The organism is Armatimonadota bacterium, from assembly GCA_035527535.1.
Classification (GTDB): domain Bacteria; phylum Armatimonadota; class Hebobacteria.
In genome coordinates, this window is sequence record DATLAK010000091.1 from 1 (window position 1) to 13,379 (window position 13,379).

Here is a 13,379-nt window from a genome sequence, read left to right on the forward strand (position 1 = left end):
GCGATCCGCGGTTCATGCCGTCGGCAGATGATCTCCCGTCGTTCTTGCCGGTCGAGGTTCTGCCGGACGCTTCACCTGGCGCAACCATGGCGAATGGCGATGCCGTCGCCTCGGACAGCAGGATCGAGATCACATTGTCCATCACCCTGCCCTGCGGGCGCGACCGCGGCGGGTTGCCCATCGGGCCCAGATCGCGGGCCCGGCCTTCGGCGAGGCCGCCGTGCTGAGCTGCGCGGCCGCGTGTGAAGATCAGGCGGGCGGTCCGATGCAGCGGGTCGATCCTGTTCCGACCTGGCCGACCGGAAATCACGTCGCTAATTTGCAGAGGAATTCCCGCCCCGGCCCTCTTCTAGCCGATGGAGTACCGCTGGTTTCCGGGTGAACGTGCGGCGGCCTCGCTTGAAGCCATGAAGTGGGATCGCGAGCTCCTGGACCGCTTCCGTCGCCGAGCGGCAATCGAGGATCACGATGTCCGCCGGGTTGCCGGGCACGATCCCGTAATCGTCCAGCCGCATCAGACGCGCCGGCCTGTCGGTCACCATCTCCAGGCACTGGCGGATGCCGGTCTGGGAGCCGATCTGGCCGATATTGGCGTAGAGGTTCGCCATCCGCACCATCGAGCAGTCCCCGAAGGGCGTGAAAGGATTGAGGACGTTGTTCGTCGAGAGAGCGCAGTTGACGCCCATCTCGATCAGCCGGTGCACCGGTGCCACGCCGCGGACGATATCGTGATCCATGCCCGCGCCCATGAGGTAGAGGTCGGTCGATGGCAGGGCGGTCACCGCGACCCCTGTCCCGGCCAGCCGGGACGCGACCTCCCTCAGGCGCCCGACGGGCAGCGCCGAAAGCTTGCTGACATGCCCGATCGTCACGCGGCCGCCATAGCGGTGGCGCTCGGTCCGGCGACAGACATCTTCAACGGTCATGCCCACGGGATCGGTGTCGAAATCCAGGTGGAAGTCGATATCGACGTCAAACGCCAAGGCCATCTCGAAGATCCGATCGATCTGGCCGAGCGGATCGCTGTCGGCGTAGGGACAGCCGCCGACGACCGAAGCGCCGCGCCGCAGGGCCTCGGTCATCAACTCGTCGGTTCCGGGGTTATTCAGGAGACCCTCCTGCGGGAAGACGCAGATCTCCAGATCGACGGCCCAGGCATAATCGCCAACCAGCGACAGGATCGCCTCGAGTCCGGTCAGGCCGATCACCGGGTCCACCTCCAGGTGTGTCCGGATCCGGTTGGTTCCCTGGAGGATGCATTTATCCAGGGCCCGCGCCGCGCGAACGTGGATGTCCTCGGCGGTGAATGCCCTTTTCGCCGCGGAGACCTCGCGGATCGCTTCCGCAAGGGTCCCCTCCTCGGACCGGCAGCGCTCGAGGATGCAGGCCTTATCCAGATGGACGTGCGACTCGACGAAGCCAGGCACGGCGAGGCGGCCGCCCATGTCCAGGGTCTCCGCATTCCCGGTCAGGCCGGGCTCGACCGCGACGATGGTTCCGTCGGCGATGCCGACATCGGCCGGAATCTCGCCATCTCCGCCGGCAATGACGAGGTTCTTCAGAACGAGGTCCATCGGCGGCCTATTCCTCGAAGGCGGCGTCCACGCCGTGTGCGGTGCAGAGGTCCTTGATGAAAGCATTCACCACGCGCACGTCGCTGGTGCCGCGGCGGATGGCGAACTCGAAGCGCGACGAGAAGGTGAAGATCTCATGCATCACCGGGCGCAGCTCGCCCTGCTCGATCCAGGGGCGGGCATAGTGATCGGGCAGGTGCGCGATGAAGGCGCCGGAGCGGAGCATGGTCAGCGTCGCCTCCATGTCGAAGGCGGTGGCCGCGGCGTTCATGCCCGCCGTGGCGCCGGTGGTCCGGTTGATCAGATAGCCGCGCGCCACGTATGGATGGCGCCGCACCTCCTCCTCGGAGACCTCGTCCGGGCGCTTCTCGAAGAGCGGATGGTCGCGGCCGTAATAGAGCGAGTGGGTCTCCTCGAAAAGCGGCCGGTACACGAGGCCGGGCGCATGGTGGTAAAAGGCCGAGATGCCCACATGGAGGCTGCCGTCGAGCAGGCGCTTCTCGATCACGGCGGGCTCGGCCACGTGCATGGTCACATGGACGGCGTGGTCGCGCCGGCAGAAGGCGCCGAGCGCCGCGCTGGTCCGCATGTCCGGGTTCGTCACCGTCGAGTCGACGATGCCGAGATGCATCTCGCCCACCAGCCGCCCGCGCAGCGCGCCGACATCGGCCCGGTATTCGTTGAGCGCGGTCTCCAGCCTCTGCGCGGCGGAATAGACCCGCTTGCCCTTGTCGGTCAGGCGGAAGCCGATGCGACCGCGATCGCAGAGCCGCATGCCGAGCCGCGACTCGAGCGTCGCCATCTGGGTCGACAGGGTCGGCGCGCTGATGTTGAGTTCCGCCTGGGCGCCGGCGAAGCCGCCGCATTCCACGACCTTCATGAACACGCGCAGCAGCTTGATGTCCGTGGGATCGACCTGCGGTTCACGAAACTGGGCCATGGGGCCTTGCTTCACCTCTGCCAAAAGAAAGCTTCGTTTTTTTAGTATTTATCCAAACCTTCACGAAGGTCAACCTTCATGACGAGCCGATCAGCCGACGCATTCAAGGGCGCCATCGTCAGGAGACCGTTGCCATGACCAGTTCCGAAATCCTCACCATTCCTGCCCGGCGCGGACGGGCCGCTCGCCTGAACGCCGGGCAGGCAATCAAGATCATCAATACCCACGGCAACCAGGTCGTCGATACCTGGTGCTTCTCGTCCGAGGATGTGACCGAGTTCCTGTCGAACGAGCACCTGCGCGCGACCCTGACCCGGATCTTCCCGCGCAAGGGCGACGAGTTGGTGACGAACCGGCGCCGGCCGATTCTGTTCTTCGAGGAGGACACCTCGCCCGGCCTCCACGACACCATCATGGCGGCCTGCGACGACTACCGTTACGGGCTTCTGGGCTGCACCGAGTACCACGACAACTGCACCGACAACATGTATGCGGCGCTGCGCCAGATCGGCGTGCAGGTGGCCGACTGCCCGAGCCCAATCAATCTTTGGATGAACATCCCCGTCGATCCCGAGGGCAACACCGGCTGGGGCGAACCGCTGTCGAAGCCCAGGGACTATGTGGTGCTGCGGGCGCGGATGGACTGCATCGTGGCGATGTCGGCCTGCCCGCAGGACATCCTCCCGATTAACGGCGCCGACCGCGAACCGACTGAGGCGCATTACCAGATCCTGAGCTAGGGCAGCTTCCGGTCGATGTGACTCGCGGTCCTTTCGGCCGTCATCCCCGCGCAGGCGGGGATCTCGCGACGTTGGCCCGTCATTCCCGCCTGCGCGGGAATGACGGTGGTGGTAGGGGCGCGATCCAGGTTGAGCGGAAACTGCCCTAGGCCGCCCCGAAGGACGGCAGGACCGCGCGGGCCTCCGGCGTCATCGCGGCACCGCTGGCCAGGACCGCGCGGGCCGCGTCGACATCCGGCGCGAAGTAGCGGTCTTCGTCCCAGGCCGGGACGGTTTCGCGCAGCTCGCCGTGCAGCGCCTCGAGCGCGGGGCTCGAGCGAAGCGGGCGGCGCAGGTCGAGCCCCTGCGCCGCGGCGAGCAGCTCGATCGCCAGGATTGCGCCCAGATTCTCGGCCATATCGCCCAGCCGCCGCGCGGCATAGGTCGCCATCGAAACGTAGTCCTCTTGGTTCGCCGCGGTCGGGATCGAGTCAATGCTGCCCGGATGCGCCATCGCCTTGTTCTCGCTGGCTAGCGCGGCGGCGGTGACCTGGGCGACCATGAAGCCCGTGTTGAGCCCGGCCTCAGCGACCAGGAAGGCCGGCAGGCCGCTCATCCCTTGATCGACCAGGAAAGCGGTGCGCCGCTCGGACATCGAGCCGGTCTCGGCCAGCGCCAGCGCCAGGTTGTCGGCGACCATTCCCACCGGTTGCGCATGGAAATTGCCGCCGAATAGGAGATCGCCGCTCGCAGGATCGATCAGCGGGTTGTCGGTGACGGCCCGGAGCTCGCGGCCGAGGATGCTCGCGACATGGGCGATCTGGTCGAGCACGGCGCCCATCACCTGCGGCATGCAGCGCAGGGAATAGGGGTCCTGCACCCGCGCCACCGGGCGGTCCGCCTGGATGCCGCTTCCCGCGAGCCAGGTCCGCAGCACGTCCGCTACCGCCGCCTGGCCGATCTGTGCACGCAGGTCGTGGATACGGGGGTCGAAGGCCGCCGCCGTGCCGCTGCCGGCCTCGACGCTGAGCGCACCGCAGGCGAGCGCCGCAGCAAGATGCGACTCGGCCAGGAACAGCCCCTCGATCGCCAGCGCGGTCGAGACCTGGGTGCCATTGACGATCGCCAACCCTTCCTTCGGCTCGAGCACCAGGGGGGCGAGCCCGACCTCGGCCAGGGCCCGCGCCGCCGGCATCCGCTCGCCGCGCAGATAGGCGTCGCCCTCACCCAGCAGGCAAACGCCGAGATGCGCGAGCGGGGCGAGGTCGCCCGACGCGCCGACAGATCCCTTGGCGGGGATGACCGGCAGCAGGTCGGCGTTCAGCATCGCCACCAGCCGGTCCGCCAGCGCCTCGCCGACGCCGGATGCGCCGGCGGCAAGTGTCGCGATCTTGAGGAGCATGACCCGCCGCGTCACCCCCGGCGAGAGCGGCGCCCCGACGCCGACCGCGTTCGAGAGCACGAGCCGGCGCTGCATCTCGCCCATCAGGTCGCGCCCGATCACCTGCCCTGCGAGCGGCCCGGCGCCGGTCGTCACGCCATAGATCCGGCGGCCCCCCTCGATTGCCTGGTCGAGCACCCGTTTCGACGCGCGGATCGCCGCGCGCGCATCCTCCGACAGGACAAACCGGGTTTTGGCCCCTTCCAGTTCACGGAGCGTGCCGAGCGTCAGCCTGCCGGGCCGGATTTCTAAGTCTCGTGCCATGGTCCTCCTCGTCCGGGATCACCCCGGTATCTTACCCAGATCAACGCTGATCAGCACCTTGCCGGCCGCGGATCGGGCTTCCAGGAACGCCTGCGCGTCGCGGATTCGCTCGAGCGGGAACTCGGCCGCGATCGGCACCTGCAGCACGCTGGTCGCCAGCATCCGTTCCACCTTCCGCGTACCGTCGCGCCAGCGGCGTGAGCCAGGCACTGCATGCAGCAACTCGAAACCGGCGAGCGACGTGGAGCGCTCGTAGAGCTTCTTGCGCACCGGAAAATCTGGCTCGCCCGCCGCCTCCCCAATATTGATCACCCTGCCATAGGGTTTCAGGGCGTCGAAGCTGCGCGGCAGGATGTCGGCGCCGAGAGAGTCGATCACCAGATCGACGCCGCGCCTCTTCGTATCGGCCATGGCGGCCGCGACGAAATCCTCCTCCGCGTTCACGATCACCCGGTCGGCCCCGAAACGCCGGGGCAGCTCGGCCTTGGCCGCCGAGCCGACGGTGCCGATCACCCGGGCTCCGGCGGCGCGCGCAAGCTGGATCAGCATCAGGCCGACCGCACCACCGGCGGCATGCACCAGCACGGTCTGGCCGCGACGGATGCGATGGGCGGTATGGAGCAGGTGATAGGCGGTCAGCGTGACGACGGGAAAGGCCGCCGCCAGCTTAGGGTCGAAGCCGGGCGCCAGGGGAATCACGTAGCGGTGGGGCACGGCGACCGCCTCGGCGAAGCCGCGCAGCATATCCGGCCCGGTGATCGCGGCGACGAACTGCCCCGGACGGAGCGCACTGACGCCCTTGCCGCAGGCGGTGATCACGCCGGAGACCTCGGCGCCCAGTATGGCGGGGTACGAGACCGGGTCCGGGTAGATCCCCTGACGCTTCTGCACGTCGCCCCAGTTGCAGGCGGCATAGGCCACCTCGATCAGCACCTCGCCAGGGCCTGGCGTCGGGACCGGCACCTCCGCCAGCGTGAGTTGCTCCAGCCCACCGGGTGCCGGGACTTGGACGGCACGCATGGCTTAGTAACTCTCGCGGTCGTAGTGGCGTCCGACCGCCTGGGGCGAGACGTTGCGCCCGGCGATCAACACCAGCGCCACGATCGAGACCAGATAGGGCAGCGTCGCAAAGATCTGGTAGGGCACTTCCGGGTTCTGAAACTGAAGCCGCAGCTGCAATGCGTCGAAGAAGCCGAACAGCAGGCAGGCAAGAAAGGCTCCGAGCGGGCTCCACCGCCCCAGGATGATCGCCGCGAGTGCGATGAACCCCTTCCCCGCGCTCATATGCTCGGAGAAGACGAAGACATGCGCCAGGACCAGGTAGCAGCCGCCGAGCGCTGCCAGCGCCCCGCTCAGCAGAACGCAGACATAGCGCACCAGGTGGACCCGTACGCCTGCCGTGTCGCAGGCGCGCGGGCTATGGCCGACGGCCCGGATGATCAAGCCCCAGGGCGTGTGGAACAGCAGCCAGTAGAGCAGCGGCACCATCAGGTAGAGGGCATAGGCGAGGAGGTTCTGGTTGAACAGGATCGGCCCGACAAGCGGGATCGCCGAGAGCACGGGCAGCGCGATCGGCTCGAACCCGGGCAGAAGCTGGGTATTCGCCGTGGCCCCGATGGCGATCCGCGACAGGAAGGCCGTGATGCCGAGCGAGAACAGGTTGATCGCGATCCCGGCGACGATCTGGTTCACCCCCAGCGACACCGCCATGATCGCCAGCGGCAGGGCCAGAAGCAGCCCAAGCAGGATGCTGACGATCACGCCGGCGACCGGCGAACCGGTGTGGAAAGTTCCCAGCGCCGCCCCGAAGGCGCCCATCAGCATCAGCCCCTCGAGGCCGATGTTGAAGACCCCAGAGCGTTCGGAGAAGACGCCACCGATCGCCGCGAAGGCGATCGGCACCGAGAGCATCAGCGTCGATTCCAGAAGCCGAGTCAGCGCGGCGATATCAGTGAAAAGCTCGATCATCGCCGCCTACCTGTCTTCTTCCGTGGGCGCGGCGGAGCTCGACAGCGCCGCCTGTAACTCGCGCCGGCGACGCAGGATCTGTGCCCAGCGGCTGCGTCCGAAATTGAAGGCGAGACCGGCCGCGACGAAGATCACCACCAGGCCCTTGATCGCTTCGACCACGGTCACCGGGACGCCCGTCGCCCGCTGCATGATGTTCGCTCCGCTCTCGAGCCCGGCCATGAAGGTCGCGGCGGCAATCGAGCCCAGGGCGTTCGCGTTCGCGAGGAACGCCACGACGATGCCATCGTAGCCGTAGCCGCCGCTGAAGAGATGGAAGAGCCGGTGCTTGAGGCCCAATACCTCGAACGTCCCGGCAAGCCCGGCGAGGCTGCCCCCCACCACCATCGACAGCAGGATGTGCCGGCGCACCGACATGCCGGCATAGCGCGCGGCGTCCTGGTTCTGCCCGACGGTCGCCAGCGAGTATCCGATCGAGGTGTAGCGGAAGACCAGGAACATGCCGACTGCCGCCGCCAGCGCCACCACCGCGCCGATGTGCGCGTCCGTGCGCGCCATCACATAGGGCAGCCACAGGCTCTCGCGGATCTCCGGCGAATAGGGATAGGGCGCGCCTTCCGCCATCATCGGTCCGTTGACCACGTAGCTGACAATGTTGATCGCGACATAATTCATCAGGAGCGTCACGATCACCTCGTTGAGGTCGCGATAGGCCTTGAGCACCGCGGGGATCAGCGCCCAGAGGGCGCCGCCCACCATGCCGGCCACGACGCAGGCGAGGATCCCCAGCCAGCCCGGCAGCACCGGCCCGTGGAGCGCGACGATGGTCGCGAAGAGCGCACCCATGTAGATCTGGCCTTCGGCACCGATGTTGAAAAGCCCGACCCTCAGCGGCAGCGCCACCGCGAGGCCCGCCAGCAGCAGGGGCGAGAGCTTGGTCAGCGTTGCGGCGAAGCCCCAGTAGTCGAGGAATGCGCCGCCGAAGAGCTCTCGGTAGGCCTCGATCGGGGAATTCCCGGTCACGGCGATCAGGATCGCGCCGCAGGCAAGCGCCAGCAGGATCGCCCAAACGCTCTTGAGCGCGTAGATCCAGCGCAGCAGCTCGTATGTCACGCAGCGTCCTCCGTGATGCCCGCCATCAGCTTGCCGAGCCGTTCGGACGTCGCCTCGCGGGGCTCCAGGATGCCGGTGATCCGGCCCTTGAAGATGACCGCGATCCGGTCGCAGACGGCCATGATGTGCTCCAGCTCGGTGGAGATGTAGATGATCCCCATGCCGGCGTTGCGATGCTCGATCAGCGTGTTCTGCACGAATTCGATCGCGCCCACGTCCAGCCCCTTGCACGGCTGGGCGACGACCAGAAGCTCGGGTTTCGCCTCAATCTCGCGGGCCAGCACGATCTTCTGCTGGTTGCCGCCCGAGAGGCGCCGCGCATCCTGGTCGATCGAGCTCATGCGCACGCCGTAGCGCTCGACGAGACGCGCAGCGTTCGACCGGATGGCCTTGAAGTCGAGGAGCCAGCAATGGTGTACGAAGGGTGGTCGGTCGTAGCTCCGCAGAATGAAGTTGCGGGCGATGCTCTGGTCCAGCACCAACCCCGTGCGGTGGCGGTCCTCGGGCACGTAGCCGATGCCGAGCGTGTGCTTGCGCTCGGCGACCGAGTAGCCGGCAAGTTCCTTGCCGTCGATCCACATCGAGCCCGCATGATAGGGACGCAGCCCCGCGATCGCCTCGGCGAGCTCCGCTTGTCCGTTGCCGTCGACGCCGGCGAATCCCAGAATTTCGCCGCGGTGAAGCGTGAAGCCGATGCCGTCGAGCGCCTCATTCCCGCGCTCGCCACGGGCGCGGATGCCGTCCACGATGAAGAACGGCTCGCCCGCGCGTCCCTCCGGGCGCTCGAGATCGAAGATGATGTCGCGCCCGACCATGAGCCGGGCCAGCTCGCTCGTATTGGTTTGGGCGGTCGCAACCGAGTCGGTGACCCGTCCGGCGCGCATCACCGTCACGTTGTCGGAGAGGCTCATCACCTCCTCGAGCTTGTGGGTGATAAAAATGATCGTCTTGCCGGCCTCCTTCAGCCGCCACAGCACCGCGAAGAAGGACTCGATCTCGCCGGGCGTCAGCACGCTGGTCGGCTCGTCGAGGATCAGGAGGTCGGCATTTCGGTAGAGGCATTTCAGGATCTCGACCCTCTGCTGCATGCCCAGCGGCAGGCGCGAGGTCACCTCGAGCGGGTCGATGTCAAAGCCGAAGCTTTCCGAGAGCTCTCGGAGCCGGCGCTCGTGGGATTTGAGATCGAGCCGCGCGCCCTGGCCGTCCATCCCGAGGATCACGTTCTCGGTCACGGTCAGCGGCCCGACCAGCATGAAGTGCTGGTGGACCATGCCGATCCCCGTCTCCAGCGCCCTGCGCGGGCTGTCGATCCGCACCGGCTCACCGTCAAGCAGGATCCGACCGGAATCCGGCTGCAGCAGCCCATAGAGCATGTTCATCAGGGTCGTCTTGCCCGCGCCGTTCTCACCCAGGATTGCGTGAACGCTGCCACGCTCAATCGCAATGCTGACCCGGTCATTCGCCTTGAGCGAGCCAAAGCTCTTGCACAGGTCATCGACGATGAGTCGGTGATCGGCCATCGGGCTGCTCCAGAATTGGGCAAATTGGAGCGGCGGGGACGCGGACGCCCCCGCCGCAGTTGTGTCAGAGCTTGAGCTCGCCGCTCTTCAGCTTCTCGATCACCGCCTCTGTCTCGTTGACAACGTCCTCGGGGATTGATGGATTGTAGGTCCCCAGCGTGCCGGCATCCGTGCCGATGCCAAACTTGTAGACCTTGCCCTCTGCCTTGCCGTCCTTGGCGAGTGCCAGGAAGTCGACCAGTGCGATGCGGAAGTCCATCACCGCCGATTGCAGCACAGTGTCCGGCCAGTTCTCGTAGACGTCCTGCCAGACGCCGAAGCTCCACCCGCCGGCTTCCTTGGCTGCCTGCAGGGCGCCGATCTGGCCGTTGTCCAGTAGCGGGAAGACCACGTCCGCGCCCTCGTCGAACTGGTTGCGCGCGGCCTCCTTGGCCTTGGCCACGTCATCCCAGTCATTAGTGTAGGAAACAAAGATTTCCGCATCCGGATGAACGCTTTGGAAGCCTTCCTTAAAGCCCGCCTCCAGATCCGTGGCAACCTGGATCTTCTGGGCGCTCACATAGCCGCCCGTGCCTGCCTTTGACATTTTGCCGCCAAGAAAACCAAGCACATAACCGAACTGCTTGAAATCGAAGGTGACCGAGGCGAGGTTGTCCTTCGAGACGAAGCCGTTGGTCACCACGAACATGGTGTCCGGGAACCGCTCGGAGGCCCGCTCGGCGGCATCGACGAACTCGCCGCCATGGCCGATCACCACATTGTAGCCGCGCCGGGCATAGTCTGACATGGCCTCGAGCTGGTCGGGCTGGGTGACCTTCTCGCTATAGGCGACCACGATCCCGAGGGTCTCCTTGGCACGCATGATGCCTTCGTAGCCCGTCTGGTTCCACGACTGGTCGGTGATGTTACCAGGCATCACGATGGCCGCCTTGAATTCGTCGGCGAACACCGGGCCCGATGCGAAAGCCAGCGCGCCGGCGAGCGCGCCAGATATGATGATGTCTCTCCTGCGGATGGTCATTTTGAATCTCCTCCCAATTGCAAGTCGTCCGTTCAGTCCGGCCGGTCCGCCATCTGCGCGCGGCACCGGCGGTCGTACCCCTCGTCCCCGTTGTCAGTCGCGCGCCCCCACGGCATGCAGCGGCACCCGGTCCGCGTAGAAGGGCAGCTTGTCGACGCGCGGCGTATAGGTTCCCTCGCGCTCGCATTTCAGCACGTGCTCGGCGATCTGCTCGAGCGAGGCGAACCACACGTCGCCTCGCGAGCGGAACTCCGTCAGCATCTTCTCGATATGGTGCCATCGCGCCAGGCGCCCGGTGAGGAACGGGTGCCAGATGCAGATCCAGAGGCCGCCATGCTCGTAGTGCGCCTCGAACTCGTCGCGGTAGTTGCGGATCGCGTCGCTCGGCGCCTTCACCGGCACCGCGTAGTCGATATCCGGCGTGTGGGCGTATTGCGGGTAGTCGTCCATTCCCCAGTGCGCCGGCATCTCGACCAGACGTCCCGCCGGGGACTCGAGCATATAGGGCACGTCGTCGCCCATCAGCGAGGAGTCGTAGACGAAGCCCTCGGACGCCAGAAGCTCGGCCGAATGGCGCGAGAAGGAATACATAGGCGCGCGCCAGCCGCGCGGGCGCTTGCCGGCGATCCGCGTCAGGCTCTCGGCCGAGCGGGACAGCCAGTAATGCTCCTCGTCGCGCTGGAAATCGAACGAGAGCTCGTGGATGTAGCTGTGCAGCGCCACCTCGTGGCCGGCATTGACCATCGCCTCGACCGCCTTCGGGTAGTTCTCGGCGCACCAGGCCGGCACGAAGAAGGTCTGGGTGATCTCGAGCCGGCGATAGGTCTCGAGGATGCGCGCGACCGCGACCTCGGGTCCGTAGCGCAGCATCGAGGTGGTCGCGACCATGTCCGGCGCGCGGTCCGGGTTGGCAATATGCACGAGGCTGTCAGCGTCCATATCGAAGGTGATGGCCGCTGCGCAGCGCGCGCCGTTCGGCCAGGGTACGGGATTTCGGATCATTCCGCCTCCTTCAGTTCCGGGCGCCAACCGGCCCATGATGAGCCGTGCGCCAGCCGTCCACTCGTTTCGCCTTCTGCGCCGCCAGGCATGCCAAGGCTTCGGCGACCAGGCGCGCGGCCAGCACGCTGGTCGTGCCGCTTGGATTGTCGAAATCGGGTGACACCTCGACGACGTCGAAACCCGCGAAGCCCTCGCGCGCGGCGACTCGCAGGCCCCGCAGAATCTCGCGTGCGGTCAGGCCGCCGGGCTCCGGGCTGTTGGTCCCCGGCGCATAGGCCGGGTCGACGCTATCGATGTCGATGCTGACATAGAGCCGCGCGCCGCCGGCGGTCGCAATCCGCCGCGCCTTCTCGGTCACTGACTCGATGCCCTCGCTCTCGACCTGCTCCATCGGGAAGACCGAGATGCCGAGCTGCCGGTAGAGCGGCGTCCATTCCGGCAGGTTGCGCGGCCCGCGGGCGCCGATGATGGCGATCCGCTTCGGATCCACCGCCTCGAGTTCCGAGATCCGCAGGATGGGGGAGGCGCGCGTCAGCCGGTCGCCGCCGAAGCTTTCGCTGAGATCGAGATGTGTGTCGAAGACCAGGAAGCCCAGAGGGTCGCCGTGATGTTCGGAAACCGCCTTGACCGCCGGATAGGTGATGCCGTGATCGCCGCCGAGGCTGATCGGCACCGCGCCAGCCGCCAGAACAGCGCCAAGGCGCGCCTCGAAGCGCGCGTAGCTCTCCGCATTGTCGCCCGGCGCCACGTCCACGTCGCCCACATCCGCGACGCGCAGGTGCTCGAAGACGTCCAGATCCCAATCGAAGTTGTAGCCGCCGAAGAGGAGAGAGAACTTGCGGATCTCCTGCGGTCCGCGCCTTGTGGCGCCGCCGCGGAAGGTCGCGAGTCCGTCATAGGGCATGCCGACGATCGCGGCATCGGCATCAAGCTTGGCCAGATTCCTCACTTGGGCGATGGCCATGAAGGGGGGAACGTCGCCGTAGAGTCTCGCGACATCGCTGGTGCTTAGCGCCTCTGCCATCGCCTCCCGTCAGCCTCCTCCGCACGAGCGTGATCGTTCGGTCGTCACGCAACAGAGAGAACGTGGCAGCGCGCTTTGGTTAAATAAATATGAAACATATGAAGTTTGCTTTGATATTGCGTGAACAATCCGTTGCGGGCCACGCTGGGGCGGCACCGCGGCGCGCTCAGCAGCCGCAGTAGCGGTTTACGGAATGCGGCGTCCGTGCCAGCCCGATGCAGTGGGCGCCGACGACGGGCGCCAGCGCCTCGGCCGCTTCGCGCTCGGCCTGGGTGCGCTCGGCCAGGCGCTTGGCGGCGGCGCGGGCGCGGTCGCAGAGCGCGGGATAGGGAGACATAGCATCGATACCATGACCGCCTCGCCACCGCCACTCGTTCCCCCGCTCGTCCGCGCTCTCAGAGAGGTGCGCGAGATTCTGGAGCGCGCCCGGCGTAGTGGTGACCGGCGCGAGATCGAGATGGCTATCGAACGGATCAATTTCGCGCTTGATGAGCGGCGCCGCATATCGAGGTGACCGCCCCGACTGAACGAGACGGCCATCCAACCTTGGCGCGATGCGCGCGCTCGGAGCGTATTAGGAACCCGGAATATTCGACTGAAAAGCGTCGCGGTGGTACCGATGTGGTACCTGAGTAAATTTGATTTCCGTCAGAATCCAGCTAACCCATTGAAAAGATTGGTGCACCGGGAGGGATTCGAACCCCCGACCCCCAGATTCGTAGTCTGGTGCGCCATACTATAACTAATTGATTTTTATTCATTAATAAGACAAAACTTGTAAAATGTGTATGCG

Annotated in this window: 12 protein-coding genes; 1 reads left to right on the forward strand and 11 read right to left on the reverse strand. The window is 66.3% G+C overall.

All coding sequences use genetic code 11. The annotated features are described in order from the left end of the window. Window positions 1–314: 314 nt before the first annotated feature. Both VM221_06515 and VM221_06520 read right to left on the reverse strand, forming a co-directional pair. A complete protein-coding gene (locus tag VM221_06515; GenBank protein HUT74471.1) occupies window positions 315–1,574 on the reverse strand; it encodes an amidohydrolase family protein in 1,260 nt (419 codons plus the stop codon). Window positions 1,575–1,581: 7 nt separating this feature from the next. Then, on the reverse strand, window positions 1,582–2,514 hold the full coding sequence (locus tag VM221_06520) for a LysR family transcriptional regulator (protein ID HUT74472.1): 933 nt from the start codon (window positions 2,512–2,514) through the stop codon (window positions 1,582–1,584). A gap of 134 nt (window positions 2,515–2,648) precedes the next feature. Here VM221_06520 and VM221_06525 point away from each other — a divergent pair, with 134 nt between their 5' ends. Further along, window positions 2,649–3,254, forward strand: coding sequence for an urea carboxylase-associated family protein (locus tag VM221_06525; GenBank protein ID HUT74473.1), 606 nt, complete (start codon window positions 2,649–2,651; stop codon window positions 3,252–3,254). Window positions 3,255–3,399: 145 nt separating this feature from the next. Here VM221_06525 and hutH read toward each other — a convergent pair whose 3' ends face one another. From hutH to VM221_06570, 9 genes are all read right to left on the reverse strand, one after another. Then, entirely contained in the window at window positions 3,400–4,938 is a 1,539-nt protein-coding gene (hutH, locus tag VM221_06530; GenBank protein HUT74474.1) for a histidine ammonia-lyase, read from the reverse strand. Window positions 4,939–4,956: 18 nt separating this feature from the next. After that, the gene (locus tag VM221_06535) at window positions 4,957–5,871 is read right to left on the reverse strand and encodes a zinc-binding dehydrogenase (protein ID HUT74475.1); all 915 of its coding nucleotides are present in this window, start codon (window positions 5,869–5,871) and stop codon (window positions 4,957–4,959) included. Between the two features lie 90 nt (window positions 5,872–5,961). Beyond that, window positions 5,962–6,906: an ABC transporter permease gene (locus tag VM221_06540; GenBank protein HUT74476.1), complete on the reverse strand. Its 945-nt coding sequence runs from the start codon at window positions 6,904–6,906 to the stop codon at window positions 5,962–5,964. A 6-nt stretch (window positions 6,907–6,912) separates the two neighbouring features. Continuing rightward, on the reverse strand, window positions 6,913–8,019 hold the full coding sequence (locus tag VM221_06545; protein HUT74477.1) for an ABC transporter permease: 1,107 nt from the start codon (window positions 8,017–8,019) through the stop codon (window positions 6,913–6,915). Then, window positions 8,016–9,539 carry an ABC transporter ATP-binding protein gene (locus tag VM221_06550; GenBank protein ID HUT74478.1) on the reverse strand — a complete coding sequence of 508 codons (1,524 nt, stop codon included), beginning with the start codon at window positions 9,537–9,539 and terminating at the stop codon, window positions 8,016–8,018. The genes VM221_06545 and VM221_06550 overlap by 4 nt, the downstream gene beginning before the upstream one ends. Window positions 9,540–9,603: 64 nt before the next feature. Beyond that, a complete protein-coding gene (locus VM221_06555) occupies window positions 9,604–10,560 on the reverse strand; it encodes a BMP family protein (GenBank protein HUT74479.1) in 957 nt (318 codons plus the stop codon). A 93-nt stretch (window positions 10,561–10,653) separates the two neighbouring features. Further along, on the reverse strand, window positions 10,654–11,562 hold the full coding sequence (locus tag VM221_06560; GenBank protein ID HUT74480.1) for a polysaccharide deacetylase: 909 nt from the start codon (window positions 11,560–11,562) through the stop codon (window positions 10,654–10,656). Between the two features lie 10 nt (window positions 11,563–11,572). Continuing rightward, window positions 11,573–12,586 carry an agmatinase gene (gene speB / locus VM221_06565; protein HUT74481.1) on the reverse strand — a complete coding sequence of 338 codons (1,014 nt, stop codon included), beginning with the start codon at window positions 12,584–12,586 and terminating at the stop codon, window positions 11,573–11,575. Between the two features lie 166 nt (window positions 12,587–12,752). Next, entirely contained in the window at window positions 12,753–12,923 is a 171-nt protein-coding gene (locus tag VM221_06570; GenBank protein HUT74482.1) for a hypothetical protein, read from the reverse strand. Window positions 12,924–13,379 lie beyond the last annotated feature (456 nt).

Coding starts and splice junctions, on each gene's coding strand:
- VM221_06515 (HUT74471.1), bottom strand. CDS start 1,574: ATGGACCTCGTTCTGAAGAACCTCGTCATTGCCGGCGGAGATGGCGAG.
- VM221_06520 (HUT74472.1), bottom strand. CDS start 2,514: ATGGCCCAGTTTCGTGAACCGCAGGTCGATCCCACGGACATCAAGCTG.
- VM221_06525 (HUT74473.1), top strand. CDS start 2,649: ATGACCAGTTCCGAAATCCTCACCATTCCTGCCCGGCGCGGACGGGCC.
- hutH (HUT74474.1), bottom strand. CDS start 4,938: ATGGCACGAGACTTAGAAATCCGGCCCGGCAGGCTGACGCTCGGCACG.
- VM221_06540 (HUT74476.1), bottom strand. CDS start 6,906: ATGATCGAGCTTTTCACTGATATCGCCGCGCTGACTCGGCTTCTGGAA.
- VM221_06550 (HUT74478.1), bottom strand. CDS start 9,539: ATGGCCGATCACCGACTCATCGTCGATGACCTGTGCAAGAGCTTTGGC.
- VM221_06555 (HUT74479.1), bottom strand. CDS start 10,560: ATGACCATCCGCAGGAGAGACATCATCATATCTGGCGCGCTCGCCGGC.
- VM221_06560 (HUT74480.1), bottom strand. CDS start 11,562: ATGATCCGAAATCCCGTACCCTGGCCGAACGGCGCGCGCTGCGCAGCG.
- speB (HUT74481.1), bottom strand. CDS start 12,586: ATGGCAGAGGCGCTAAGCACCAGCGATGTCGCGAGACTCTACGGCGAC.
- VM221_06570 (HUT74482.1), bottom strand. CDS start 12,923: ATGTCTCCCTATCCCGCGCTCTGCGACCGCGCCCGCGCCGCCGCCAAG.